20 protein-coding genes are annotated in these 26,981 nt (G+C 62.8%); 8 read left to right on the top strand and 12 right to left on the bottom strand.

From position 1 onward, the window contains the following. Window positions 1–973: 973 nt before the first annotated feature. On the bottom strand, window positions 974–2,038 hold the full coding sequence (locus HMPREF1022_RS04685; RefSeq protein ID WP_083823236.1) for an HD-GYP domain-containing protein: 1,065 nt from the start codon (window positions 2,036–2,038) through the stop codon (window positions 974–976). A gap of 173 nt (window positions 2,039–2,211) precedes the next feature. On the opposite strand from HMPREF1022_RS04685, the gene HMPREF1022_RS04680 reads away from it, so the two are divergent. Next, entirely contained in the window at window positions 2,212–2,568 is a 357-nt protein-coding gene (locus HMPREF1022_RS04680; RefSeq protein ID WP_009302111.1) for a helix-turn-helix domain-containing protein, read from the top strand. Window positions 2,569–2,590: 22 nt separating this feature from the next. Here HMPREF1022_RS04680 and HMPREF1022_RS16495 read toward each other — a convergent pair whose 3' ends face one another. The 4 genes from HMPREF1022_RS16495 to HMPREF1022_RS04660 all read right to left on the bottom strand — a co-directional run bounded on the left by HMPREF1022_RS16495 (window position 2,591) and on the right by HMPREF1022_RS04660 (window position 7,261). Then, window positions 2,591–5,068 (bottom strand): ATP-binding protein, encoded by a 2,478-nt coding sequence (locus tag HMPREF1022_RS16495; RefSeq protein WP_083823234.1) that lies wholly within the window; start codon window positions 5,066–5,068, stop codon window positions 2,591–2,593. Window positions 5,069–5,622: 554 nt separating this feature from the next. Next, complete coding sequence (locus HMPREF1022_RS04670; protein ID WP_008685649.1) at window positions 5,623–6,033, bottom strand: OsmC family protein; 411 nt, start codon at window positions 6,031–6,033, stop codon at window positions 5,623–5,625. 11 nt (window positions 6,034–6,044) lie between these two features. After that, on the bottom strand, window positions 6,045–6,632 hold the full coding sequence (locus HMPREF1022_RS04665; RefSeq protein ID WP_009302109.1) for a manganese efflux pump MntP: 588 nt from the start codon (window positions 6,630–6,632) through the stop codon (window positions 6,045–6,047). A gap of 47 nt (window positions 6,633–6,679) precedes the next feature. Further along, window positions 6,680–7,261, bottom strand: a complete 582-nt coding sequence (locus HMPREF1022_RS04660; RefSeq protein ID WP_009302108.1) for a manganese efflux pump MntP — start codon at window positions 7,259–7,261, stop codon at window positions 6,680–6,682. A gap of 123 nt (window positions 7,262–7,384) precedes the next feature. On the opposite strand from HMPREF1022_RS04660, the gene HMPREF1022_RS04655 reads away from it, so the two are divergent. The 3 genes from HMPREF1022_RS04655 (at window position 7,385) to HMPREF1022_RS04645 (ending at window position 10,331) form a co-directional block, all read left to right on the top strand. Beyond that, on the top strand, window positions 7,385–8,344 hold the full coding sequence (locus HMPREF1022_RS04655; RefSeq protein WP_009302107.1) for a hypothetical protein: 960 nt from the start codon (window positions 7,385–7,387) through the stop codon (window positions 8,342–8,344). 2 nt (window positions 8,345–8,346) lie between these two features. Further along, a complete protein-coding gene (locus HMPREF1022_RS04650; RefSeq protein WP_009302106.1) occupies window positions 8,347–9,717 on the top strand; it encodes a hypothetical protein in 1,371 nt (456 codons plus the stop codon). Window positions 9,718–9,830: 113 nt separating this feature from the next. After that, on the top strand, window positions 9,831–10,331 hold the full coding sequence (locus tag HMPREF1022_RS04645; protein WP_009302105.1) for a hypothetical protein: 501 nt from the start codon (window positions 9,831–9,833) through the stop codon (window positions 10,329–10,331). A gap of 77 nt (window positions 10,332–10,408) precedes the next feature. Here HMPREF1022_RS04645 and HMPREF1022_RS17070 read toward each other — a convergent pair whose 3' ends face one another. The 3 genes from HMPREF1022_RS17070 to tehA form a co-directional block, all read right to left on the bottom strand. Continuing rightward, window positions 10,409–10,861 (bottom strand): hypothetical protein, encoded by a 453-nt coding sequence (locus tag HMPREF1022_RS17070; protein ID WP_009302104.1) that lies wholly within the window; start codon window positions 10,859–10,861, stop codon window positions 10,409–10,411. Between the two features lie 903 nt (window positions 10,862–11,764). After that, window positions 11,765–13,303 (bottom strand): threonine ammonia-lyase, biosynthetic, encoded by a 1,539-nt coding sequence (gene ilvA, locus HMPREF1022_RS04635; protein ID WP_009302103.1) that lies wholly within the window; start codon window positions 13,301–13,303, stop codon window positions 11,765–11,767. A 245-nt stretch (window positions 13,304–13,548) separates the two neighbouring features. After that, window positions 13,549–14,529: a dicarboxylate transporter/tellurite-resistance protein TehA gene (gene tehA / locus HMPREF1022_RS04630; RefSeq protein WP_009302102.1), complete on the bottom strand. Its 981-nt coding sequence runs from the start codon at window positions 14,527–14,529 to the stop codon at window positions 13,549–13,551. A 414-nt stretch (window positions 14,530–14,943) separates the two neighbouring features. On the opposite strand from tehA, the gene HMPREF1022_RS04625 reads away from it, so the two are divergent. Further along, window positions 14,944–16,200 carry an ABC transporter substrate-binding protein gene (locus tag HMPREF1022_RS04625; protein ID WP_232221548.1) on the top strand — a complete coding sequence of 419 codons (1,257 nt, stop codon included), beginning with the start codon at window positions 14,944–14,946 and terminating at the stop codon, window positions 16,198–16,200. Continuing rightward, on the top strand, window positions 16,197–18,446 hold the full coding sequence (locus tag HMPREF1022_RS04620) for a bifunctional diguanylate cyclase/phosphodiesterase (protein WP_009302100.1): 2,250 nt from the start codon (window positions 16,197–16,199) through the stop codon (window positions 18,444–18,446). Before HMPREF1022_RS04625 ends, HMPREF1022_RS04620 begins: the two co-directional genes overlap by 4 nt. Window positions 18,447–18,612: 166 nt before the next feature. Here HMPREF1022_RS04620 and HMPREF1022_RS04615 read toward each other — a convergent pair whose 3' ends face one another. From HMPREF1022_RS04615 to HMPREF1022_RS04605, 3 genes are read right to left on the bottom strand one after another with little or no spacing between them, the layout of a single operon-like run. Next, the gene (locus tag HMPREF1022_RS04615) at window positions 18,613–20,178 is read right to left on the bottom strand and encodes a c-type cytochrome (protein WP_009302099.1); all 1,566 of its coding nucleotides are present in this window, start codon (window positions 20,176–20,178) and stop codon (window positions 18,613–18,615) included. A 2-nt stretch (window positions 20,179–20,180) separates the two neighbouring features. Continuing rightward, entirely contained in the window at window positions 20,181–21,533 is a 1,353-nt protein-coding gene (locus HMPREF1022_RS04610; RefSeq protein ID WP_008685666.1) for a cytochrome ubiquinol oxidase subunit I, read from the bottom strand. A gap of 3 nt (window positions 21,534–21,536) precedes the next feature. Continuing rightward, window positions 21,537–22,415 carry a c-type cytochrome gene (locus tag HMPREF1022_RS04605; RefSeq protein WP_008685667.1) on the bottom strand — a complete coding sequence of 293 codons (879 nt, stop codon included), beginning with the start codon at window positions 22,413–22,415 and terminating at the stop codon, window positions 21,537–21,539. 434 nt (window positions 22,416–22,849) lie between these two features. Here HMPREF1022_RS04605 and HMPREF1022_RS04595 point away from each other — a divergent pair, with 434 nt between their 5' ends. Beyond that, window positions 22,850–25,285: an ABC transporter permease gene (locus tag HMPREF1022_RS04595; protein WP_009302098.1), complete on the top strand. Its 2,436-nt coding sequence runs from the start codon at window positions 22,850–22,852 to the stop codon at window positions 25,283–25,285. A 198-nt stretch (window positions 25,286–25,483) separates the two neighbouring features. Continuing rightward, window positions 25,484–26,236 carry a 4'-phosphopantetheinyl transferase superfamily protein gene (locus tag HMPREF1022_RS04590; RefSeq protein ID WP_009302097.1) on the top strand — a complete coding sequence of 251 codons (753 nt, stop codon included), beginning with the start codon at window positions 25,484–25,486 and terminating at the stop codon, window positions 26,234–26,236. Here the strand turns inward: HMPREF1022_RS04590 and HMPREF1022_RS04585 are convergent. Further along, complete coding sequence (locus HMPREF1022_RS04585) at window positions 26,217–26,966, bottom strand: helix-turn-helix domain-containing protein (RefSeq protein ID WP_009302096.1); 750 nt, start codon at window positions 26,964–26,966, stop codon at window positions 26,217–26,219. The genes HMPREF1022_RS04590 and HMPREF1022_RS04585 overlap by 20 nt on opposite strands. Between the last annotated feature and the right edge of the window lie 15 nt (window positions 26,967–26,981).

The following is a 26,981-nucleotide window of genomic DNA, read 5'->3' as shown; positions in this document are numbered from 1 at the left end:
GCCAGCCACGATGGCCCACATTACCGCCGGGACAGGCGGGGTCCGTCAATCCCGCACCGGCAACGGCATGCCATGCTGCCGCCACTGCCTTTATGGCGGCCTGAACACTTATACGGCAAGTGTTGGATTTAGCTTTAGCACAAGCGAAATAAAAAAGTCCACAAGTAGAAAATTTTTTCTCTAGAAAAGGTTTAGGGCAAAAGAATTTTTTTTCTAGAAAGAATGCAAACGCCGCCCTGCACAGTTTAATCGGGCGCCACATCCCGGAAAATTATAAATCTTTCGCGTTGAAGAAATACTGCGTAAAAATAAAATTTATTCTGTCCCAATATCAAGACGTACAGTAGAAGCATAGCTATAAAAGCAAAACGGACAACTATAAATAATAATATATATTTTATATCCATTTATAATTAAAAAACTTTATTCCCGTAAAATCATTCAAAAATCATCAAAAAGCATCGCCTGCTCGAAGCAACTGCAGGCATAAAAAATAAATATATATTTTATAGCATGGTAACTTATTTTTTTAATTGACAACTATGTATGTAAAAATGTAGATGCGTACCATACTATTACTTTATATACAGAGACATATGTATATATTTATTCATATTTTTTGCATAAATAAATCAATATAGCATTCACTTATTCATAATAATTACGTGCACAGATATCTATTGAAAGAGCATATGGACAACGGTCGATCACTTCCCTGCCCGGCTATCAGAGGGAATGGGCCAAAATTACGGCAAAAGGCGCGCTCGCTCCGGCGTATAGCGGCGTACGTGGATTGCGCGCGTTTGGGCGGCGAAACGCAGCCGACCGGGCGGGGACAGCAAGGGACTTACAGCGGCGGGCCGATGCGCAAAATCGCTTAGAGCGGTTGACGCATTTCATGCGTGGACTACGAAATGCGAGGAAATGCGAGGAAATGCGAGTGGGCGGGTTTTGCTCGCCGGAAACGAGCACTTCAAGCATTAAACTCCCCAGGTCCGCCCCATTGGCCGCTCAAGGAAAAAACAGTTGTAATACGCCCAGCCTTTTGGGCGCAAAAGGCACCCGGCCCGGCGGCGTTCCCAGAGAAAGAACGCAACGGCCTGACCACGGGCTGCAGGGGGGTATCCGGGCTGTTTCCGACCACCACGGCGCGTCGGCCGTCGGCCGTTTCCACCACGCTGCCCACAGGGTATGCGCCCAGGCAGCGGATAACATGCTCCAGCACGTCCCGGTCAAAAGCGGCGCCGCCCAGGTCGCGCAGACGCGCCAGAGCCAGATGCGGCGGCAGGGGCGCACTGTGCGGATGAACACAGATCAGGGCGTCGTAGCTGTCCGCCACGGCGAGGATTTTCCCCGCCAGGCTGATCCGCTCCCCGCTCAAGCCCACGGGATAGCCCGTGCCGTCAACCCGTTCATGGTGCTCCGCAATGCCCCGCAATATTTCCCGGCACCGGACGTTGTGGGCCAGGCAGCCGAGACCCAGCACCGGGTGCTGCCGCAAGGCGTCGCCGCCGCCTTCCGCCGGGAGCGTCAAAGGATGCGGGCAGTCGGGAATATCCGGGAGCAGGGCCATGCCCACATCGCAGAACATGGCGGACAGGCCGAGATTCCGCGCCCGTTCCGGCGACAGACCGAGCTGGAGCCCGGCCAGAAGAGCAAGAATGGAGGTGCGCGCGCAGTGGGCGGGCCTGTATTCCCCGTCAAGGTCGCCCATCATGACGCCGAGCAGGGCATTGTAATTCAGGCTCAAAACAGCGGCAGTCTCGTCAAGCAGGGCGCGGGCCCGCTCCAGAGGCGGCTGCCGCGCCGTGTTGAATTCCCGCAGCATGTCGCCGCAAAAGGCGCGCAGGGCGTTGAAAACCCGTGAGGCCGCAAAATAGACCTTCTCCAGCGGAAGCCTGGGGGGAATCTTGTCATAGCCCGGTGCGGGAGGCAGGCGGAAATCCTGCGCGGGAAAGCTCTTTTTCAGCACAATGACAACAGTTGTTGATTGTTCACCGCCAAGCGCGGGCGGCCTGACGGCCTCCCGGCTCGGCACGGGGGCTGCTGTCGGAGCCGGACGGGCGAAGAAGCCGCCACGCCGACAATACGCCTTTTGTGCCGCCTTTTTGGCTAATACAGTTTTTAGATATAGTCAATACGTGTTTTAGTGCATTTTTTTTCACGCCTCCAACTGAAAGTATGCGTAAAAAGGATACGCGGGAGGTTCAGGTGTCCCAGGCGACTCGAAAATTAGCCAAACTGGTCGGAACCAACATTCAGGAACGGCGCAAAAAGCTGGGACTGACTCAGGAATGTCTGGCGGAAAAAATCGGCGTGGGCCAGCAGTCGCTTTCGCGTATGGAGCGTGGCGACATCGCCCCCAAACTGGAGCGGCTGCCGGATGTGGCCGCCACCCTGCGCTGCTCCGTGGCGGATCTTTTCCGCGCGTCGGGCGCGGACGACCATGCCCTGACGCGCGCGCTCGAAGACGCCCTGGCCGGTCTCAATATCCACGAAAAGGAATATCTCGTACGAATGACGGGCGATCTGGCAGCCCTGCTGCGGGAGGCCAGAAAGTCGGAATGAGAGGACGGTTCCGGAAGGCGGTTCACGCCTTGAGCCAGCGTTCCAGAACCGCGAACAGGCGGAGCGGATCAATGGGCTTGGTCAGATGGTCGTTCATACCGGCGGCCAGACTTTTTTCCCAGTCCCCGCGCATGGCGTGGGCCGTCATGGCGATGATCGGCAGATCAGCAGGCACGCCCGGCAGGGCGCGGATGCGTCGGGTGGCCTCCAGCCCGTCCATCAGCGGCATCTGAACGTCCATGAGAATCAGGTCATAGCGGTTCGCGGCGGCCTCCCGCACGGCGTCCGCGCCGTTGGCGGCAATGCCCACCTCCAGGCCCGCCTCGGCCAGAATGGCCGTGGCCACTTCCTGATTGATTTCATTATCTTCTACCACCAACACGCGGCGGCCCGCCAGCTGGACGGCGGGCGCGGTCTCCCCGTCCGGCCAGACCGCAGCCGGAATAGCGGCGTCAGGCAGTTTAAAGGGCAGCTCAAAACAAAAAATGCTGCCACGGCCCGGTTCGCTGCTCACGCTGATCTTGCCGCCCATCATTTCCACCAGCTCCTTGCAGATCACCAGGCCCAGGCCCGTGCCGCCGTAGCGCCTGGTGATGGAGGTATCGGTCTGCGTAAAGGGTCGGAAAATACGCGCCACTTCCTCCCGGCTCATGCCGATGCCCGTATCGCGCACCTCAAACAGCGCCAGCAGGCTGTCTTCCCGGCGGTGTCGCGGAGATACCGATACCGCCACTTCTCCCCTCTCCGTGAACTTCACGGCATTACTGACCAGGTTGATCAGCACCTGGCTCACCCGCAGCGCATCGCCCACCAGCTCTCCAGGCATATCCGGCGACGCCGCGACAGACAGGCGAATGCCCTTTTCCGCGGCGCGCACGCCGGCCACGTTCCGGATGCCGTCCAGCATTTCCGCCAGGGGGAAAGGGGCTGTTTCAACATCGAATTTGCCGGATTCGATTTTAGAAAAATCCAGAATGTCGTTGATGATGTCCAACAGATTGCGGGCCGCCTGCCGGGTTTTGCACAGGTAGTCGCGCTGCTGCTCCGACAGCCCGGTGTTCAGCAGCAGGTGGCACATACCCAGAATAGCGTTCATGGGAGTGCGGATTTCATGGCTCATGCGGGCCAGGAAATCGCTTTTGGCTCTGGTGCCCGCCTCCGCCTCTTCCTTGGCCAGACGCAACGCCCGGTTGAGCTCGCGCCGCCGGATGCTCGCGCCCAGCAGAATGCCCGCCGCGCGCAAGGCTTCCTCTTCCGCGCAATTCCACTCCCGTTCCCGATGGCAGTCGTCAAGGCCGATAAAGCCCCAGACGCCGCCGTCCAGCAAAATGGGCGTCACCAGCAGGGAAAGAATGCCCTGCGGCTCCAGAACTTCCCGCTCTTTCGGGGACATTTCGCGCACCAGACCAGCCACCACCCGGCCCTCGCCGAAGGCTCGCTTCCAGTCGGGCATCGCGTCGTCATAGGAAACATTTCTGACCAGTTCCTTCCGTTGCAGGGGTATCGCGCCGCCGGACCATTCATAGAGCTGGTCGCAGTAGAGACGGCCGTCCTCGCCGACCCGATTGGCCCAGACATAGGCCCTGTCCGCCCTGGCCGCCGTGCCCAGGGCCGCCAGCATCCGGTAGGCCATGCCGCCGATCTCGTCATTGTCCTCGCCCAGCAGCAGCATCTCGGCGGCATTATTGACCACCCGCAACAGGCTGTTGCTGTGCCGCAGGTCCTCGTTGCGCTTGCGCAGCGCCTCTTCCAGCCGACGGATTTCGCGCAGTTCATAGACATAACTGGCAACATAGCACTCGCCCCGGATTTCCAGCCGCTCCAGCGAGACTTCCACAGGCATGGGATCGCCCGTGATGGTGCAATGGGTCCAGGGGAATTTGGCATGCCCCTCCACGAAAGCCTGCCGCAGTTTCTGCAAAATCGTCGCCTCGGAAAGACTTCCGTCGTTTTGGCGCTCCGGCGAAAGCGCAAAAAAACGTTTCAGAAAACTTTGTTTGTCCGGCAGGCCGAATAAACGGACGGCCGCCTCATTGCAGTCCACGACGCGCATATGGGCGTCCCAGAGGCTGTAGGCTATGGGAGCGGCATCCAGGCATTGCCTGAGGCGTTCACTGAGGGATTCGGAGGCATGGGCGCGGAAGGAGGTGACATCGTGCAGCATCAGCCAGCAGCAGAGCTCCCCGGCCATGCGGCGCATGACCAGGCGCAGAAAAAAGAAGCGCTCTTGCGCGCCGCCGCCCATGGCCAGCAGGATTTCAGCCGCCTTTCCGGCCAGGGCAGTTTCCCAGGCGGCCTGGAAGCTCTTCCGCTGCGGGCCGTTCAAAGCCGCGCCGAAGAAGCCGCCCACGGGAAAATGGTCCGCGCTGAACGGCGGCGGCAGTTCCGGACCGGCGAAAAGCACGCGCTGTTCCATGTCCAGAATTATCAGAGGGCAGGGAAAAAGACGGAGTACTTCCCCCGTGCCGGAATGCGCGCCGCGCAAAGACGTCATAGTCATCAGCCTTCTCGTAAACCGGTATGAACCGCGCCGCTCAGAGCATTTTCACTTTGAAATTGCTCTAACGCCGCACACGGTGCGGCGCGCCGCGAAGACCGCCCCTGCGGGCCGCCCGCAGGGGCGTGCCTGTAGCCCAAAGGGCGTACAGGCATCGAGAGCAACGCGGCGTGGATTCTGGTGGAAACCACGTTTTTCGCCAGAATGCCAACTTTGAAATTTGTAAAATTTCAAAGTTAATCCGCTCTAGGTTCAGGACTCATTAAAACGCCGTCCGCGAAAAGCTGAATTTTTTCGGACAGCAAGGCGCAAGGGAGAAATTGGACGAAGCGGTATTGAACACGCCGCGAGGTCAATTTCTTTTTTGCAACGCCGCTGTACGGAAAAAGGCGGCTTTGCGGCAGGCGCTCTAATGAGGGCTTGAGCCTACGGCGGCTCAGCGGCATTCCTATCCGAGGATCGTCACAGGAAAGGCCCGCTTCCCACTCCGGGCGCGCGACCCGGCCTCATCATCCGGAGGCCGGGTCGCCGTGGGAAAATCAGAGAAAACCCCGCCTCTACTGCCGCCAGATAAAACTGAAGATCTGATCCACGTCCGGATGCAGGCTCAGATGCACGGGGCAGGTTTGCGCGGCGCGTTCTATAACGGTTTTTTCCTTCTGGCTGTAGGGCCGGTCAGGCATGATGAAAACCACCTCCACCCTGCCGATGCGGCGCGGTTCCGTCACCATGGTCTTGGTGATTTCCATTTTCGCGCCGGTCACGTCCACGCCGTGATTCCGGCAGTACAGGCCGATGATGGTCATGGCGCAGGTGCCCAGCGCCGTGGCGCAGAGGTCCGTGGGCGAAAAGGCCTCGCCCTTGCCGTGATTGTCCACCGGAGCGTCGGTGATGATTTTCGTGCCGCTTTGATTATGCGTGCATTCCACGCGCAGATCTCCCAGATACGTGGCGCTGATGGTGGCCATATGCGTTTTCCTCATGGTTGCAGTGTGCTCAATGACAGTATGAGATTACCGGCGGCAGCCAACAGAATCGCCCCGCCGAGCAGTTCGCCCCAGCGGGGCCGAATCAGGATTTTAACCAGGTAAAGCCCACAGGCCGCGATCAGAGCGCAGGCCGCCGCATTGGCCGCCTTGCCCGCTCCCAGAAGGAGCGTCTGCAACAGGGCGAAGCACAAGCCCACGCCCAGCGCGTCAATACCCGTGGCCACGCCCGAAAACAACAGACCGCGCCGGGCTTCGGTATCCCTGGCCGGGCGGACGGCACGCTTTCCTTTTCCCTCCGTTAGACCCGAGCGAAGCATGTTGCCGCCCGCCCAGACCAGCAGGCCCATGACGACCCACCAGCCTTGGGCATCCATATACCCGCGTAGCGACAGTCCCAGAATCCAGCCCGGCACAAGCATGAAAACCTGAAAAAGGGCAAACCATGTCATCAGACGGGCGTAATGGCCGGTCTGCCGCGCGCGCAGGGCGCGACGGAAAGCCGCAGTCGCGGCGAAAGCGTCCAGAAACAGGGCCATAAGCAGCAAAAAGACCGTATAGATCAGCGTATTATAGAGCATAATGCGCACTCCGCCACGCTGCCGCGCCCAAATCGGCGCCGGATCGTTCAGTCAAAAACGTGGTGTTCACGTAAAATATTGCAGGCCACGGCCAGCAGGGTCAAACCGCCGAGCAGTTCGGCCCAGCCGTTCAAGGCGCAGAGCCGGGCCAGGGTTTTGCCCAGATAGACGCCGCAGGCCGTGATCAGCGCGCAGACCGCGCCGATGAGCGCCGCGGGCCCCCAGATGGGCGTTTGCAGCAGGGCGAAGGACAGGCCCACGGCCAGGGCGTCAATGCTGGTGGCAACGCCCAGAATCAGCAGATTGCGCCCGGCGGTGGGGTCCGTGGCGGGACAGGAGGTCTCCCGGTATTTCAGCGCCGCCAGGCCGGAACGGAGCATATTGCCGCCCACCCAGGCCAGCAGGCCGAACGCGATCCAGTGGTCCCAGGCCTCCATATAGTCACGCACGGACAGACCCAGGGCCCAGCCCAGCACGGGCATCAGAAACTGAAATACGCCGAAACAGGCGGCCAAACGGGCGTAATGGCTGAGGCGCGGCGCGCGCACGGCGCAGCCCGTGGCCACGGCCACGGCGAAAGCATCCATGGACAGGGCCACGGCCAGCAGAAAAACAGTGTGCAAGGGCATGCGTCATCCCCACGGCGCGGCGCGCCGCATCCATAATAACTACGGGTGGAAGTATAGATAAAGCCTCGTCCGGGAGCAAGCCCGCGCTTGCGGACCGCCCCGTCACGGGGTACAAAACGGCCCATGCATATTCTCCCATCCTGGCTCATCATCTGGCAATGGTGCGGCGGCCTGCTGCTCATCGGCGTGAACGCCGCGGCGGCCCTGCCTCTGATCACGGCGCTGACCTTGCTGATCGGACGGCGCGGCCAGGCCCGCTTCTGCGCTTACGGCGCGGGCCTGCTGGCCCGGCTGGGTTTTGTCCTGTCCTGGCTGGGCCTGCCGGTCATGCTCGGCGGCCTGCTCAGCCTGCTGTACACCCTGCGCGACACGGGCCACGCGCCGGGCGCGCTCTCGCCCTGGACCCCGGTCATGCTGCCCTACAGCCTCACGCTGCTGCTCTGGCTGACCGGCATGCTCTGGGCCGGGCTGCTCAGCCGCGCCTGCGCCCGCGCGCCCCTGCCCCCGGTCCGCCGCAGGCCGGAAGAGGACCGCTACACGGCGGGCGACGTCAAGGGCCGCCTGTGGCTCTGCGGACTGGCCGGCCTGTGTTTCTTCGCCACCTGGATCAGCCGTTACTGGCCCTTTGCCGCCCTGCCGTCGGGCATGGACCTCGGCCAGGTGGCATCCGTTATCCTTGCCGACGCCCTGCACAACTATTTCATGGCCTTTGCCCCGGCCGGGGCCCTGGCCCTGCTCTTTCTGCTGCGCGCGCGGCGGGACGCGGCGGCCGCCGGTTTCGGCGAGAATGAACTTGAGCGGGCCGCGCGCTGGTGCGCCCTCTGGGCCACGATCGGCTATATCCCCTTCTGCCTGGACCGCTGGGGCCTGGCCCTGGGCTACCTGCTGCGCGGCGCGGTGCCGGACCGGCTTATGCCCCAGATCTACGCCCTGATTCCGCTCACGGCGGCCATCGCCTGCTGGGGCGCGCTGCTGGCCATGCCCAGACCGCTGCGCCGGTCCTGGCTCATCGGCCTGGGACTCATTCTGCTGGCGCTCAGGGAAAGCCTGCCCCATATCCTGCGGCTGGCGGGCCACGGATAGCAATGCCCCGCTCCTCGGAACAGCGCGGACGGCGCGGCCTGTGCCGCGCCCCTGTTCTCTGCCTGACCTGCGGAGTTCTCTGGGGGCTGCTCTGCTGCCTGACCGGCCTTCCTGCGGCGCGGGGCGCGGCGGCCGTGGGAGAGCGCCATGCGGGACCTGACGCGGCCCTGGCGGAAATGACGGCGGCGGCCCGGCTGCTGGCCGTTCTGGCCCCGGCCCGAAGCCGACCGGACGACAGCGAGGCCCAGCGGGCCTTTATCGCCGCCTTTCCCACGGACCAGGCGGCCTTTGCCGCCGGTATGCGCCTGACCGGCGACGCCCCCCTGGACTGGCTGCTGGGCCTGGCCCAGGCCGACAACCGCGCCCTGCGCCAAGCCGCTCGCCAACGCCTGCGCGCCGTGGACCCCGTGCGGCACATCCGGGCCGCGGACAGCATTTATGCGGCCGTCAACGCCTGGCCCTGCCGGGATTTTCTGGAACTGGCCCGCTCTCCTGACCCGGTTGTCAGCGCGGGCGCGCTGTTGCTGGCCAGGAACATGGCCTGGCCCGAAAAAGGCCGCGCCGCGCTGGACAGCCTGCGGCCCGGCGACGGGCCGGACATCCGCCTGCTCAAGCTGGCCGCCGTCGTGGCCTGGAACGGCGAGGCCGCCGTTCCGGACGCGGCCTGGGAATTTGTGCGCGCCTTCCCGGACGACCCGCGCGATCTGGCCCGCCTGCTGACCCTGGAAAATTCCCTCTGCCGCTCCGAGGACAGCCTGACGCTCAGCCTTTTGCGCGACCTGGCCCGCGACGGCACGCCGGACCTCAAAATGGCGGCCGACGCCAAATGGCGCGGCGCGCGCACCCTGCGCCGGGCCTCCCTGCCGCCGTCCGCGCCGGTGAGCGGCCGCAAACTGGCCCGGGCCCTGCTGCCCCTTTTCGCCGATCCCGACCCCGGCGTCAGCGCCACGGCCATGCTCTATGCCGCGCGCCTGGAAGCCCCCGGCCCCCTGCGGGCCTGGCTGCTCAAACACGCCGACCCGGAGGACACGCCGTTACGCAAGGCGCTCGCGGCCTATTGCCTGGCCCGCTGGAGCCCCCTGGACCAGGAGCGCCAGCAGGCCTTTCTGCGGCAAATGTTCATCAACTGGGAAACCTTCTGGCAAGTGATCCTGTTCGAGGACTTTACGGCGCTGGCCGCGCGCAGTCCCAGCCTGGACTGGGTCTGCCGCCTGAGTCTCGGCAGGGAGAGCGAGGTCCGGCGGGAAGCCAGGGACAATCTGCTGGCCGTGCACCTGGCCTTGGCCAAAGAACGCAAGGAAGGCCGCCTGGACGCCCACAAAAACCAGGTGGATCGCCTCATTTTCGCGGCCATCGCCCAGTGGGCCGAATAGGCGCTCGTGACGACAGCCTCTGACCGCCGGGCTTGCCCCCCGGCTTCTCAGCGTTTATCCTGGCGTTCAGGGCCTGCCCCGTTTTTTCCCCATTGCTGCCACGGAGGGACCATATGGCGCGCTGTCTTCTTACATTTTTGCTTCTGCTCTGCTGCGCAGGCGCGGCCCAGGCCGAAAACCGCGTTTTCGCCCAGTTCAGCGCGGACCTGCCGGAAGGCTGGGACGGCCAGGAGCGCACGGCCTTCAGCAGCGGCAGCCAGGACGAATACATGCTGGTGCTGGGCAAACAGGACCGGGAGCAGGAGCGCTTTCTGGCCCAGATCAGCATCTATCTGCTGCCCAACACGCCCAAGGCCACGGCCGAGGACTTCGCCCGCAAGATGACCGAATTGCAGGGCGACGCCTCCGAGCCGCGCAAGGAAGGCCTGTTCTGGATCTTCACCGGCGTGCCCCGCAACCAGACCGTCAAAGGCCGGGCCGTCACCATGGTCAATACCACGCCGGAGCGGATTCTGATCATCATCTCCCAGGACCCCGAGAGGATCGGCGCGGACAAGGTTGTGGCCGGACTCAGCGGCGTGACGCCCGAGGCCAAGGCCCTGCTGGGAAGATAGGGCAAAGTAACTTTTCAAAGGTAATCCGCTCTGGAAACAGCCCCCCGGCCGTTTCCGACCGGGGGCTTCTTGAAAGATTACGGGCGTACCCTTTCCACCCTGTCGTAGACGTTCCGCATCCGCAGCACCAGGCTGCACGTCTGCTCAAGAAGGCATCCCAGGCTGGCGATGGCGTCCCCTTTCACGCGCACGTCATGGTGCGTGCTTTTCATTATTTTGACCACGCCCGCCAGCAGCATATAGGTTCGGGCCAGAAGGCCGCGAAAGTCTTCCGCGTGGTAGTGTTCCAGCAGGTTGCGCTCGTGCTGCACCGCTCCCGGTGAAAAATAATAGCAGCGGGTTTCGCCGGGCGAGTCCGGGCTCGGGCGCGCGGCGGCCGCGCAGCCGCCTTGTCCCGCCGGTTCATATACGGCGAGCAGGGCACGGGCGGCGTTCTGGAACTGTTCGATCCGTTCCGCCAGTTCGGAAGGGCGTTGAGGGGGAGGCGTTGACGATTGGGGCTGTGGAGCGGCGCTCTGATGATGGGACATTGTAACTCCTTCGGCAAGGCAAAAGAAAAGCCAAAGACTTTCGGGATCGGCAAACCGCCTGCGAAGGTGTTTTCAAGCACCGTATGCGAAATAAAGAGCACAGCTCGTGACACGAGTCAAGGAGTCAGAGGAAATGCAAGGGCATTCCGTTCTTCGCTCGTAGGCAGAATTATTCTGTATTTATAGGGTATTACCTTATAAGGGTACTTGTTCTATGGGCTTGTCATACGGATGAGGAATTTCGAACCCTGCGGGCACGGGTGCTTACGGCGTGCGCCGTTTTGGCCGCCTCCCCGGCGCGGGGCAGGGGGCCGGGGACGGCTGTCCCCAGGCCCCCTACAACCCCCTGCCCCTGCTGTACGTCGTAGCGCGTTGACGCGGCGTCCCACGGGTCTTGCTCGCGTGGCTCGCTGCGCCCCGAAATCGCCGCGTGTCAACGTTCGACGGCTGAACATCTCCTTCTCAACCACCATCAGCGGATGGCATTGCGCGGCGCGGAGGGAGGCTTCAGCCGTTGGCGAGCTTGCGAGCCGTACGGATAAAGACAGCAACGATAGGCGGCCCAAACGCCGGGAGGCGTAAAGACACTGTGCCCGCAGGGCAGCAAGAAACGTCGCCTGTGCGACAAGCCCACTAAAACAATTATCTTTAAGAAAGGTAACCTACTAAATACAAAATTACTCTGCCTACAGGCGGAGAACAGAATGACCTTGAGGGAATGGTGCAGGGTGTGGCCTCAGAGCGGCACTCTGGAAGCGGCGAGGCATACGGCTGGGCCATGCCGGGTGTTCACAACCGCCCACGAGCGGCTTGCGGCCTTTAGACTTTCGGCCTGGACATAACCGCAACACCCGGCAATAGAGCGTAGAAATGACTTGGGAACGACAAAACTGACGCCCCCCTCTAGGCGTCGTGCCAGCCCAGAAACATCTTGTAGGCCGGATTGTCCGACTCATCCACATGCGGGTAGCCCATGCGCTCCACCCGAGCCAAAAAGTCCTCAAAAGCCTCTCTCTGCTCATCGGGCACGTCAAAGCCCATCAGCACCCGGCCGAAGTCGGCCCCGTGATAGCGGTACTGGAACAGGGTGATGTTGAATTCCACGCGCATGGCGTCAATAAGGTCCAGCAAGGCGCCGGGCCGCTCGGGGAAGGCAAAGCGCAGCAGGCGCTCATTGCCGACCTGCGGGGCATTGCCGCCCACCATATGCCGCAGATGCAGCTTGGCAAGCTCGTTGTCGCTAAGATCAATGACCGTAAAGCCCTGCTCGCGCAGATCGGCCAGCACCTCGGCCACGTCGCCCTTGCCCTGAATCTTGATGCCCACCAGCACGCGCGCCCTTTCCGGGTCCGCGAAGCGGGTGCACAGCTCGGTGATGCTGCGCTTGCCGATGGCCGTGCAGAGCCGCCGGAAGCTGCCCATCTGTTCCGGAATGGTCACGGCCAGCAGGGCTTCGCGTTCCGCGCCGATTTCAGAGCGGTCCACCACATGGCCGAGGCGGTCAAAATTCATGTTCGCGCCGCTGACAATGGCGACCAGGGTGGCGTCCTTGACCCCGCCGTTGGCGGCATAGGCCCGCAGACCGGCCAGGGACAGGGCCCCGGCGGGCTCGGCCACCACGCGGGTGTCTTCAAAAATGTCCTTGATGGCCCCGCAGATGGCATCCGTATCCACAGTGATGATGTCGTCCAGCAGATCGCGGCAGAGAGCAAAAGTCTCCTCGCCCACCAGCTTCACGGCCACGCCGTCGGCAAACAGGCCCACGTCGCTGAGCTCCACCGGATACCCGGCCATGATCGAGCGGCGCATGGCGTCGGAATCCACGGGCTCCACGCCGATGACCCGGATTTCCGGGCGCAGGTGCTTGATGTAGGCGGCCACTCCGGCGGCCATGCCGCCGCCGCCGATGGGCACGAAGACCGCGTGGATCTCGCCCGGATGCTGGCGCAGAATTTCCATGCCGATGGTGCCCTGCCCGGCGATCACGTCCGGGTCCTCGAAGGGAGGAATGAACACCGCGCCGCTCTGGCCGATCAGATCCTGGGTGTGCCGCCAGGCGTCGCTGAAGGACTCGCCGGAAAGCACCACCTGTCCGCCCAGGCGCCGCACGGCCGAAATTTTGATGGCCGGAGTGGTCACGGGCATGACGATGGTGGCTTCGCAGCCCAGGCGCTGGGCCGACAGGGCCACGCCCTGGGCGTGATTGCCCGCCGAGGCGGCGATGACGCCACGCCGCAGTTCCTCGGACGAAAGGCGGGCCATCTTGTTGTATGCGCCGCGCAGCTTGAAGGAAAAGACCGGCTGCAAGTCCTCGCGTTTGAGCAGCACTTTGTTGCCCAGCCGCCGCGACAGGCTCACGGCCTCGTCCAGGGGCGTTTCCACCGCCACGTCATAGACGCGGCTCAACAGGATGCGGTTCAGATACTCGCTGTGATCGTGCATGGATATATCCTTGACTTGGGATGCGCCGCGCCGAAGGGCCGGAATCCCGCGCCGGAGTGCGGCGCGCCGGGTCGTGCGCGTAATCTTTGTTGTGTACACCCGGCGCGCGCGCTTCTCAAGTCTCAAGAACGCATCGCTCAAGCCGGGTATATCTTATTTAGATGTCAGGCACTGTTATTCGCCGTGAACGACACACGAAAGCCGCTACACGACAAGCGGGCAAAAAGGCATAACGGCAACAGACCCTAGCGAGGCCGGGGCAGCAAAAACCTGCCCTGGACGATACGGATCAGGGTGCCGATGATCAAAAGCCCGATAACCAGATTGGAAAAAATAAAGATCGGCCAGCTCAGCAGCGAAATGGGACTGGTCGGATCGTGCGCCAGAAAACGCAGCGCGGACGCGGACAAGGCGGAAATGCCGAAGGAGAAGCTCCAGAAGGAGGGGGAAAAGGGCTGCTCAAAGGTCCAGACCAGAAGCCGGGCCAGGAAGATCAGTTGCAGGAGGCCATAGCCGAAGAGCACCTGGGCGAAAATGTCCGCCACCCCGCCGTTGACCGAAAGATAGGCCGTACAGGCCACCAGGGGCGGCGCGAGCTGGATGCCGATGGTCGGGCGCACCGGCTTGGGCAGTTCGCCCATGGTGCGCAGGCGCGCGAGAATCACCGGCTCCAGGCTGAGCCAGGAAAAAATGCCCGCGCCCAGAAAGAGAAAGCCCCAATGGCCGTAGCCCAGGCTGCCCAGGGCAATGGCGCTGATCAGGTTGCTGGCCACCGTGGGCAGATACACGCCCGGCGTGGTGGCCTCGGGCGTATGCTGCCCCCGCCACAGCCCGGCGCTGCGGTAGGCGGCAAAGGCCAGCTGGCCCACCGTGCCCAGCACGATCAGCCAGAAGGCCAGCGGGCGGGCATACGGAGCCACGGCCACGCCCACCAGCATGGTGGTGCCGGGAAACAGGCTGATGAAACAGCACTGAATGGCGTCACGCACCTCGGCCAGCGCCGCCGCCCGGCGGAACAGCCATTTATAGATGAACACGCAGGTGAGAGCCAGCCAGACGGCCACCCCCAGCGCCATCAGGCTTTCGCCCACAACAGCGGGCAAGGCCCAGTGCTGCGCGGCGAAACGCCAAGCCGAGCCCATGCCGATGATGCCCAGTACCATGCCGAAATACGCGACCGGGATGGGGAAATACCCGTCCAGCGGCGTAAGCGCCCGTTCCGCCATACTTGCCTCCCACTAATACCAAATAAAAATTATCCTTTCTGATAAGCCAGCCGCCGGGTTATGGCAAGACGGACGAAAACGGCAGTACAACGGTGGACGCTGTCGTTCATACGCCCGGCAGAAAAAAACGGCCGCCACAGGCGGAGCAGAATGCCCTGCCGCAGGACCTGACTTCGAACAAATGCTTGCATCAGGCGTCCGTTAAGGATAATAGAAGCCGTTCCTCATATATCGGAATTTGTCCATTTATCGTAGATTTATGCAAAATCGTTACTTATTTTTTTGCAATTCTGGAAATCATGACCGTCTATTCAGAATGCACGGCCCGCCATACTTTTCGGAGAAAAGGTAATGCGCGGACGGCATAACTTTTTTCCTGACACTGCCAAGCCCGGCCCGCACAGGATAGCGCTTGTGCTGCTCATCGCGTTGAGCTCTTTTTTCCTGTCCGGCTTTCTGTTTCACGTGGGCAACAGAAATATGGAGTATGACGACGCCCTGACGCAGAAAACGTTGATCACCTTTCTCGGAATTCAGTACGACGCTGAAAATCAGGCCTGCATCGAACAGATTCTGAACGGCTACAGCACGGCGCACAATGACATGCTCGTCAGCTATGAGGGCGTAACGCTCAACGCCTATTCCCAGCTGCTCAATCAACGCCTCAAAAAAGATGACAGGGTGGACGACGTCTTCATGCTGCCGCCGGACTGCCTGCGGCCCTATCAAAGCCGGGGGCGGCTTGCGGACCTGTCCGGCCTGCCCGCGCTCTCCGCTTACCGTCCGGAGGTGCTTGAACAAATGCAGGTGGACGGTCGCGCCTATATCGCCACAACCAGCCTGGGCGCCCGAGGCCTGTTCGCCAATCTGGACCTGCTGGCCCGATACGGCGTGAGCACGCCCCGGAACGGCAAGGCCTTTCTGGCGGCCTGCGAAACCTTCCGCGCCCAGGGCATTACCCCTATCAGCGCCGACAGGGAAGCCCTGAAAATCGTTCTGACCGCCGTGAGCCTGACGCCGCCCGGCGGCCCCATGCGGAAAAACACCGCCGCCTTTCCCGCCGCGCTCAACGCCTCCCCGGACCGCCTGGAGCAGGCCGTAAGCAAAGCTTTCAGCCTTCTGGCCCTGCTGCGGGACAAGGGCTACATCTGTATGGAGGACGTCAGGGGAATCGGCCCTATCTATCCCGGCGGGCTGTTTTGCGGCGGCAGGCGCCCCTTCATGATCGGCGGCGCATGGCTTTCCCCCGGTCTCGCCCAGGCGCGGCTCGGATTTCAGTTCAAGGTCTTCCCCCTGCCGCTGGGAGAAGACGCGCCCGTGACGGTACTGAGCCTGGACACGCCGCTTGCCGTCAGCGCGTCAAGCCCGCAGATTCCGCAGGCCGTGCAGTTGGTGGCGTATCTGACCAGCCCCGACAGCATCCGGCGCTATGTCGACGCACAAGGCCTTCTCAGCCCTTTGCGCGACGCGCCCCCACCGGCTGACGCGGCGATCAGGCCGCTGGCCGAGAGTCTGCGCGCCGGGAATGTGGTCTTCAAATCAGACATCCGCCTGGCATGGCCGCTCCAGGACGGCCTGGAGGCGGGCCTGGACGTATTCCTGTCCGGCGGCGGCGCCGGGGAGGCGACGGCCGAAACCATGCGGACGCTCCGCCGGGGACGTTCCGAATGATCAGTCCCAAAAAGCAGAACATCTTTATCGCCGCCGCCCTGGCGCTGCTTTTCACGCTGTTCTGCGCCGCGGCGCTGAACTTCATGAGCTTCGTCCAGCAATCCCTGTGGGACAACGCCGTCAAGCACGTCATGGAAAGCACCGCGCGGGGCGCCAGCGCCCTGCAGCGCAACGCCGTCAAAGATCTGGAACTGCTGCGCATGCTGGCCCTGGACCTGGAGCAGGGCAAGTCCTCCGACGAGCAACGGATCATCGGCAAGCTGCAAACCTACCTCTCCGGCACGGGCAACCTCGCGGCTCTGATCTTCGAGAACGGCACGGGCTATACGGATACCGGGCTGGCCGTCACCCTCACCCCCGAGGAAAGGAAACTTGTCCAGGACCTGAAAAAACAAGGCGGCATACTTCCCCCATACCACAACCGGGGCACCGGGCGGCGCACGTTTACCATCTACGCGCCGGTGGAGTTTGCCGACGGACGCAGGGCCAACCTGTTCAAGGGCTACAACGTGGAGAGCCTGTACGCGGCATACGCGCTTTCATTCTACAACAACACGGGATTCGCCTATGTGACCCTGCCCGGCGGCGAAATCATCATGCGGTCGCTGCATCCGGCCAGCAATAAAACCTTTACCAGCCTCTTCGACATCATCAACGGAAACGGCAACCAGCCCGAGGTCATTGAATCCTTCCGTGACTCCCTGAGAAACGGCAAAACCGGCGTGGCCGTGTTCAACGACGCCGACGGCGAAAACGTCTTCTGCTACGTCCCCATGCCGGATATGGAAGGCTGGTATCTCGTCTCGATCATCCCCAATGCGGTGATCATGAAAGAGGCCAACGCAATCATCCTGCGGACGCTGTTCCTCTGCGGGCTGCTTTTCGCCGGCTTGCTCGCGGTCTTTTTCATCTACCGCCGCCTTAAGCGCGGCTATCAGCGGGAAATCCGCGCCCTGGCCTTTACGGACACGCTCACCGGCATCCGGAACTTCACCAAATTCAAAATCGACGGCGACACGCTGTTGCAGACCCCTGGCGCGCCGCGCTATGCCGTGCTTGCCCTTGACATCCTGAACTTCCAGGTCGTCAACGAGGTGCTGGGCTACAATATCGGAGATGCGCTGCTGCAACGCCTCGCCCTCCTCCTGGGCGAGTCGGCCCGCCCCGGCGCGCTCACGGCGCGCGTGAGCGGGGACCATTTCGTGGCTCTGCTTCCCTACGACAAAAAGCAGGAACTGACGGCCTATTGCGACGCGCTGCTGCGTGCGCTCAATGGATACGTGCGTTCCCAGGCCGGGAGCTACCATATAGAGCTGCGCACGGGCATCTGCTGCGCGGAGGACGGCGACGCGGCCACCGGCATCAACGATCTGCTGGACCGCGCCAATATCGCCCTCAAGGCCATCAAGGCCAAGGGCGCGCCGCCCTGGAACTTCTATGATTCCGGCATGCGCGTCAGGATCCTGCGCGAAAAGGAACTGGAAATGCGCATGGGCCAAGCCCTGCGCGACGGAGAATTCCAGGTTCACATCCAGCCCAAATACCGCCTGGACAGCCTGGAGCTGGCCGGAGGGGAGGCGCTGGTGCGCTGGCAGAGCCCGGACCACGGTTTTCTGCCGCCCGCCGAATTCATTCCCCTGTTTGAAAAAAACCGTTTTATCATCCAGCTGGATCAATACGTGTTCACAGCCGTCTGCCGACTGCTGCGGCAATGGCTGGACGCCGGTCTGGCCCCCTGCCCCCTGGCCGTGAACGTTTCACGGGTGCAGTTTTATACCCTGGGCTTTGTGGAAACCTACATCGGCATCAAGAAACAGTACGACATCCCCGACGGCCTGCTGGAGCTGGAATTCACGGAAAGCATCTTCATCGAGAACGTGGAACTGCTGCGTACCGCTGTCCAGGAGCTGCGCCAGGCGGGCTTTTCCTGCGCCATTGATGATTTCGGGGCCGGGTATTCCTCGCTCAACATTCTCAAGGACCTGCCCGTGGACGTGCTCAAACTGGACGGCGCCTTCTTCCGCTCGCTCAAGTCCAACGGCCGCGACAAGGTCGTGATCCAGAACATCGTGCACATGGCCGGTGAGCTGCAGATGGCTACCGTGGCCGAAGGCGTGGAAACCCTGGAGCAGGTGAACTTCCTCAAGGACACCAACTGCGATATGGTGCAGGGCTATGTCTTTGCCCGGCCCATGCCCGCCGAAAAATTCACCGAGCGCCTGCGCAATCCCGGCGACACATGCTGAGCTTTCTCCGCACCTGGGCATTTACCACGTGAAGTGCTCTGACATACGCATCCCGCGCCGCCATCCGCAACGTGCCGGGCATTCCGGCACGCGTAACGCAACGCGCCCCCTGTCCGGCGTGCGGCCGGAGCAAGGGGCGCGATTCGAGCGTCTCTATGGCGTTTTTCTATTTACTGTCGGGAACGATACGGAATGAATTACTGATGGCGACGAGATCCCGGCGCACCTCTTCGGGCAGGGCCCGATAAGGCTGCATGACGGTTCCCGGATAGCCCTCCGTAATGATGGTCAACGCCCGTTCGGGCGTCAGGGAGAAGCGGCGCAGGTCCGGCGGCTCAGGCCGTAACGTGCGGCCGAAGGGAGTGGGCGCGCCGTCCGTGCCGTGGCATACGGAGCAGGTTTCCTCCCAGACCGTCTGGGCCTCCAGGTCAGGCTCATGCGCGGGTTTCGGCGCGGCCGCGAACATGGAAAAACGCGTGGAAAGCGTGTCCAGCACCTTGTCCAGCTTTTCCTTGTCGTACAGCCGGAAATAGGGCATGGCCGAGCCGGGCGTCCCGTCTTTCAGAATGCCGTAGATATACTCCCGGTCCGCCCGGATGGCGGCGAGATCCGCGGCCGGTACCAGCAGGCGGCCGGCAACGGGGCCGTCCCCGTGTCCGGCCGTGCCGTGGCAGGGCTGGCAAGCGCCGTCATAGATGGTTTCGCCGTTGTCATAGACCGTCTCCAGCTTGACCGTAAAGGCCGCCAGAGCCTGCTGCCGGAAGGGAGCCAAGGCTTTGGAGCGCGCCTCGCGCACCGCCACGGCCTGGGCATGGCCCGGCGCCAGAACCCGGTCTTGCAGAAACTGCCGGGCCACCAGCATGGCGACAAAGATCACCGGCAGAAGAACCAGCAGACTGCGCGGCCCCACGGCCGTCGACGGCGCGGCGGCGGGCCGCAGGGCCCAGAGCGCCAGCATGGCGGCCGCCGCCCCCACGGTCACGGCCCAGAGGATGGACCAGTTCAGATCCGCGGCCACGGAGAAAACCAGGGGGAGGCCGATGACCACCTGGGCCAGGGTGGCGCCGAACAGCCAGTTGCGCAGGCGAGGCGCTTTTTCCGGGTGTTTTCTGGTGGAAAAGAAAAGGTGAAAGGCCGCGCCGAAAACCAGCGCCGCCCCCAGGATGTGCAGATAGCGCAACAGCCAGTGCGCCGCGAACGCGCCGTCCGGGCTGAATCCCTCGGCCGCGAAGGCGGGCCAGAGGGCCTGCCGCTCCATCAGCGCCAGGGCTCCGGTGAAAACGGCCGGTACCGTGAGCAGCGCGCCCACGCCCAGAACGCCGCAGATGAACGCCAGCCAGGTATTGACCTCAATCTTGTGCCCGAAGGCGTCGATCAGCAGGAAAGCGACGATCAGCAGCGGAATTATGGCCAGCCAGGCATAGGAAAACAGGCCCGTGGCCGTAAAAAAGGCGTGGGAATAGCGTACCTGGACGATGAGCAAGGGGGCCACGCCCAGCACCACGGCCAGACTCTTGAGGCCCAGGTGGGTGTGCACGATCTGCTTGTTCCAGAGCTGCGCGCCGCCCTCTCCGGTCAGACATTTTTGCAGGAAAAACAACAGGCCGAGCAACGCCGTGCCGAGCATGAGCAGCACGAACAACAGATGCACGCCGAAACTGACGAAAAGCAGCCCGTTCTGCCATGATTCCGGCAGGGGCATTCTGAGAAAAAGATCGTTCCATTGGGTCATGTCTACTTCTCCTTGGGGCTCTGCCCGTGAAGGCGCGAATCTTGGTTGGCCAATGAGTACAGGTAGTTGGCCAGAAGTAGACGTTCCTGCTCGGAGCCGGTGAACGGCGTCATGAACGGCGCCAGATTCTGGGTGATGCCGGTGATGGCGTTGATGCCTTCCAGCGTACGCCCGGCAAGGCGCTCACGGATGCCGTTGATGCCGTCCTCGGTATGGCAGACGCCGCAGTTGGCCGCGAACAGCGCCCGACCGGCCCTGTTTTCCGGGGACAGACCGGCGTCGTTGTTGATCCAGTGCATGCGGGGCAACAGGCCTTCATGCTTGTCGTCCAGGGCCAGATTTTCAGCCATGGGAATCTGGTTGGCGTACATATAGCCCGGCAGCAGATAGGGACCGCGCACGAATTCACGGATGCGCTCGAACTCCATCACCAGGCCCACGCAGAGAATAACGGTGGGGATGCAGAGCAGCCCGCACAAGCGGCGCTGCCGGAACAGCGCGGCCAGGGCCGTGGCCAGAATGCAGAGCGCGGCCAGACCGTTGAACGCGGGCAGCAAATACGGCAACTGGGACAAATAGGAGGTGGCCACCGCGAACTTCCAGTGGGTGAGATAGGTCTGCGGCACCCTGGAAAAATAGACAAAGGCGCACACGGCCGTGACCAGGGCCGCGCCGAGAAAGACCGCGCCCGTCAGGCGCAGGGCCCGGTTGCGGTCCTCACGGGGGCCTTTGTAGCGCCAGGCCGTCCAGCCCAGCAGACACAGCGAGCCCAGGCTCAGGCCGCCGGCCACGCGCAGCAGGAATTGCGGGATAAAGGTGGGGTTGAAATAGGCCTCGCGGAAGGTCTGTCCCCAGGGCCAGCCGTCGGGCGTGAGCATAAAGCCGAGAATGCCCGAAATCAGAAAGGCCGAACTCACGGCCACGGCCACGTAGCCCCAGCCCAGAGCCGCCAGAACGCCCGGCTTGTCCTGGGCCAGCCGGTCCCAGAGATAGTAGTAGATCAGCAGAAGCACCACTTCCGTGGTGAACGCGCCCCATTCAATGAACCAGGGCCAGAAAAAGAGGTGAATCAGCGAGCCGATGCCCTCCGGGGCCAGGGCACCGGTGATGAACCAGATGCCCACGCCGGTGACAGCGCCGATGGAGGTGGTGATGACCACGACCGGGCCGAGCAGGCTGCGGCTGATCTGCGCCCAGAACGCGCCCTTGCCCAGCCAGGTCAATGTCTGGAACAGGACAAGCATGCTCGCCAGGCCGATAGCCAGGCCGTGGCTGATGAACACATGCAGGACGGCGTCAAGAGCGATGGTCATGCCGTCGCCGAGGCCGGGAATATGCAGGATGGGAAAGATCATGGCTCACTTTCCCTCCGGCAGAGGGATGACCCGCTTGATCTTGTCGGGACCGGTGGACACGAATTTGGGCCGGGGTTTCCCGTTGACGAAGGCGGCCACGTCAAGGGCCTGCTCCTGGGTCAGGGACGGCGCGTTTTTGGGCATGAAGCGCCAGGCGAAGACGGAGAACGTGCTGACGCGGTGCATGCCCGCCCCGGCGTTGTAAGAGCCGTCGCCCCAGAGCGGCGGCGCGATGGGCGTGCCCTGGCCGTTGTCGCCGTGGCAGCGGGCGCAGACGTCGGCATAGACCTTGTCGCCGTTGGCCGCGTCGGGCTTGTGGGGATTGCCCAGATCGCTCGGCAGAGCCCAGGGCAGCTTGGCATAAATGGGAATATCCTTGGATATCCACTGCATATAGACCAGAAGAGACTGCATGACCTGGCTGTCAAGGGCCGGTGCCACGCCGTTCATGCTGCGCTGAAAACAGTCCTGCACGCGCATGGCCAGATCCACGGTATAGTCCTGGCGGCTGCGGAAGCGCGGATACGTGGCGCCCACACCCACCAGCGAAATGGTGTTCAGACTTCTGCCGCCGTCAAAGTGGCAGCTGGAACAGGACAAATCATTGTTGACGTATTCCCCGGCGTACTTTTTCGTTTCAGTCATGATCTTGTAGCCGAGCATCACTTCCGCCCGGATGCTTTCCGGCGCGTCCTCAGGGCGCGGCGGATTGAAAAACGGCTGGCCCGACGGCGCGGCAAAGCTCTGTTTCGAGGTTCCCACGTCTTCCGCGGCCAGCCGTTTGGTCACCAGCGTGGAACGGAAAAAGGTCAGCAGCCAGACACCGAACACGAGCAGCAATATTGCCAGGGCAAGGGCAAAAAAAACATTGCGATTTTTCATAGAGACTCCGTATCACGGGAATTATGGCGGATTGCGTGTCCGCCACAGGGGGAAGCGGAAGCCGGAAACGGCTCAAGATGGGAGGAGATCCGGTTGAGGCGATATCCTGTGGCGGCGGTAAAAACACAATTTCAACGCACGTACGCGGATCATGCGTGAAGCGCGCGGCGTTTCAAACTGAAATGCTCTATAGGGGGTACCATAACTCAATCGGAAGTCAACATGGGCCGCGGGCGCGGACAGCGGGGCAGGGGCACGTTTGTTGACTCCCTTTCTTTTTCCTGCCACCATTTATCTTCAAGAGCCGCAAACGGGACCTCCGGCGGCCGCCTTGCGCGGCCGGGCACGCCGAACCGTTCCTCGCGCGGCTTTACGGAAACGATACGGAAACAGGAAGGGGCGTTGCGGACGCCCTTTTTATATATGGAGCGCACATGAACACGACTGACACTTCCGCCGCCTCCACCGGCCCCATCTTTTCCTTCCGCCGCATGGGCGGCCTGGATCAGGTGCTTCTGAGCACGGATGAGGAATGGCGGCAACTGGATCAACTGGACCCCAAACTCTGGATGGCCCTGAGCTGCCCCACGAGCGGCCTGGAATTCGACGCCCGCACCCTGGCCCTGCTGGATACGGACCATGACGGCCGCATCCGCTCGGCGGACATTCTGGAGGCCGTGGCCTGGGTCTGCGAGCGGGTCAAACATCCGGCCCGGCTCACACAACCCAGCACCGGCCTGCCCCTGGACAATCTGCGCGACGACACGCCCCAGGGCGCGGAGCTGCTGGCCGCTGCCCGCCTGGTACAGGAAAAGGGCGGCCGGGCCGAGACCGGGGAAATTTCTCCGGAGCTGGCCGGAGCGGCCCTGGCCGCCGTCGCGGACTATGCTTTCAACGGCGACGGGGTCGTGCCGCCGCTTTCCGTGGACAAAGGGGATGAGCGGACCGCCCGCTTCATCCGCCTGGGTCTCTCGATAGTGGGCGGCAAACGCGACGATTCGGGCCGTCCCGGCCTGAATTCCGAACTGGCCGGAGTTTTTCTGGACCGGCTGCGCGCGGCCCGCGACTGGCGGCAAAGCGTGCATCAGGCAGCCCTGCCCCTGGGCCATGAGACCTCCGCCGCCTGGACCCTGTTGCAGCGCCTGGGTCCCAAGATCGACGACTATTTCAATCGCTGCCGCATGGCGGCCTTTGCCCCGCAGGCCCTGGCGGCCCTCAACGAAGATGACGAACTCACGCCTTCGGACGAGGGCGGCCAAGCCCTGTTTTCACTGGAAGCCCTGGCCCGCCTGCCGCTGGCACGGGTGGCTCCGGATCAGCCCCTGCCCCTGGCGCACGGCGTCAATCCGGCCTGGGATGACGATCTGAGCGCCTTCCGCCAACTGCTGGCCCCGCTGATCCACCCCACCGCGCCCGTTGAAGGCAAGGGCGGCTGCCCGGCTCCGACGTCGGATGCGGCCGATTCCACCGGAACATCCGCCTCGGACGCCCCGGCCGAAAGCCTGAGCGAAAAGAACTGGCGCGCCATTCAGGAGCGCTTCGCGCCCTATGCCGAATTGCTGGCCCAGAAGCCCGGCTATGAGCGCCCGCCGGACGACGCCAAACGCGTGGATTTTCCCGGCCTGCCGCCTCTGGCCCTGGCCGGGGAGGACGATCCCCTGCAACGCGCCTTTTTGCCCACGGCTCCGGAAGAGGCCCTGGACAAACTCTCCGCCGCCGAGCTGGACGCCCTGCTCGACGGCAAGGTGGAGCAGTCCTTTGCCGAGTATGTGCGGCGGGATCTGGCCGCGCCGCGCATGGCCGCGGTGCGCGACCTGGAAAAACTGACCCTCCTGCACATCCATCTCTATACCCTGCTGATGAATTTCGTGTCCTTTGCGGATTTTTACGATCCGGAGCGGCGGGCCATCTTTCTGGCGGGCACGCTCTATCTGGACAGCCGGGCCTGCTTTCTCTGCGTGCCGGTGACGGACCTGGACACCCACGTGCGCCTGGCCTCGCAAAGCCATCTCTGCCTGGTCTACAGCCGATGCCGCCGCACGAACAACAACGGCGAGGAAAAGACCGCCGTCATCGCCGCGGCCCTGACGGCGGGCGGCACCGACGCCCTTATTGAGGGCCGCCACGGCGTGTTCGTGGACAACGCGGGCCGGGACTGGGACACCAGCGTGCTCCGCCTGGTGCGCAATCCCATCAGCCTGCGCGAGGCCATGTGGGCCCCGTACATACGTTTCGGCAACCTGGTGGCCGACCAGTTGCAGAAACTGGTGGCCGCCAAGGACGACGCCCTGAACAAGGCCTCCAGCAAGGCTGTCACCGTCCTGGACAAGGACATCAAGGCCGACGCCTCGGCCGCGGCCTCCGGCACGCCGCCCAAGGCGAGCTTTGACTTCGCCAAGGGGGCGGGCATCTTCGCGGCCTTCAGCGTGGGCATCAGCGTGGTCAGCGCGGCCTTCGCCTACATCGCCAATTCCGTCTTTTCCCTGGGCTGGTGGTGGCCCGTGGCCCTGCTGATCCTTTTTGCCTGCATTTCCGGGCCGTCCATGCTCCTGGCCTGGTTCAAGCTGCGCCGCCGCAGCCTGGGCCCCCTGCTGGACGCCTCGGGCTGGGCCGTCAACAACGGCGCGCCCATCAACATCGTCATGGGCGCGGCCCTCACGGCCGTGGGCCAGCTGCCGCCCGGCGCGCACCGCTCTCTGGACGATCCCTACAGCCTGCACGCGCAATTGCTACGCAAAAAGTATCTGGGTCGGCTGCTGGCGGCGGGCCTGACCGTTCTGGTTCTGCTGGCCGCGGGTCTGGCCTTCTGGCTCTGGAAGGAAGGCGCGCCCGCCTGGCTGGCGCACTGGCTGCCCGCATGGGGAAAATAGCGGGCAAGCAGTGCCTGGTGGATGTCGTCATGAGATGGATTTTCGTGTTATATCAACGGGAAAGTGCCTTTTATGAAGGGAGTATGCTCTTGCCTCAGCCGTTGCAGCCAAACTGCCTGCGGATGAGGGCGGCAGAGCCCTGGTACTCGACCGGAATAAAAGGAGAATTTCAATGCAGAGATAACCGAAAAGGCACTCATGACGACCCCCTCTAAGGCCGTGGTCCTGATTCTGGGCGCTGCCTTGCCCGACGTGCCCCCTGCCGGGCTGCGCGACCTGTGCCTGCGTTGGGAAACGGCGCTGGTCCCTTGGCTCGCGCCGGAACAGATGGCCCATATCCAACGCTTTGCCCCGGACGGCCCGGCGCTGGCCGCGCGGGTCTCCCGCCTGCTGGCGCGCCTGCTGCTGCTGCGCGGCCTTCAAAGCCTGGGCGCGTTACATCCGGATTTGTGTCTGGAAAGGGATATGGCAGGCCGCCCGCTGCTCCCCGGCTGGGGTGTGAGCTTCAGCCACAGCGGCCGGGCCGCCTTCTGCGCTCTGGAGCGCATGCCGGGCGGCCCCTGTGAGCCGGATGCCCGGCTGGATGCGCCCGCCCTGCATCCGGGCCTGGGGCTGGACGCCGAGGCGCTGGACAGCCCGCCCCCGGCGTCGCGGGCCTTTACGGGCCGTGAGACAAAAAAAACGGCCCGCGACGCGTTGCGACGCTGGGCCATCAAAGAAGCCATGCTCAAGGCGCTGGGGCTGGGGCTCAGCCATGACCCGGCCCTGATTTGCAGCGGCCGGGACGGAGGGCGCGCGGGCCCGCTGCGTTTCCACGGACAACATCTGCGCTGGCGGGTTCTGGCCTGCCCAGGCCACTGGCTCTGCCTGGCACGAAACGGCGTGTACGCGACACCGGCGGTCAGTCTGCGCTGGCTGGTCGCCGGACGGATCATAAATGGCCGCTGTTGATCTTGAGTTTGCGCATTTTGGACCACAGCGTGGTGGGCGGCAGGCCCAGGATGGACGCCGCGCCGTTTTTGCCGCTGATGCGCCCGTTGGTATGCTGGATGACGTGACGGATGTACTGCGCGATATGTTCGTCCAGGCTGTGAAAGGCCTGCGTCTGTCCCTGGCTTTCATCCCGCCTGGGGAAGACGCCGGGCGTGCGGGAGCGTGTTCCCGATTCCCGGTCAAAGATGTCCCGCAACGCGGCGCCCACCGGCTTTCTGATCTCTTCGCAAAGATCCACCTGCTCCTGCGTATATTCGCATGCGCCGCTACAGTGCAGGCTGATGAATCGCGACTGATGATAATTAACCCAGTAATCGAGCGGCATATAGATACCCGTGCCGCCCGACGGGTGGAGCATCTTGGTTATTTTTTCATGGGGGGAATCTCCCTCCGTGTGGGTAACCCGGCAGCCTGCCCATGTCCCGGAATTGTCGTTATCCTGCCGGACCGCTGTCACAAATTCATCCGGAATTCGGAAGACCTCAGGTGAGAGCAAGAGGTTTTCATATGGTGAATATATCGCGATTCTTGTCATTGTGCCTGAAAAAAACTTATAAATTCCCAAATAGGTAATAGGCATATGAACAGATAGGAACTCAAAAATAATTTTTAAGACATCCGGCAAGGGCAAATCCTTATAGGAAATATAGAGCAGCTCATGGATCCAGGCATTCTTATCGGTCAACATTTTCCCCATCCTATT

The organism is Desulfovibrio sp. 6_1_46AFAA, assembly GCF_000224635.1.
Lineage (GTDB): Bacteria > Desulfobacterota > Desulfovibrionia > Desulfovibrionales > Desulfovibrionaceae > Desulfovibrio > Desulfovibrio fairfieldensis.
The sequence above is the reverse complement of the archived record's forward strand: the minus strand, read 5'-3'. Positions and strand labels throughout refer to the sequence as shown.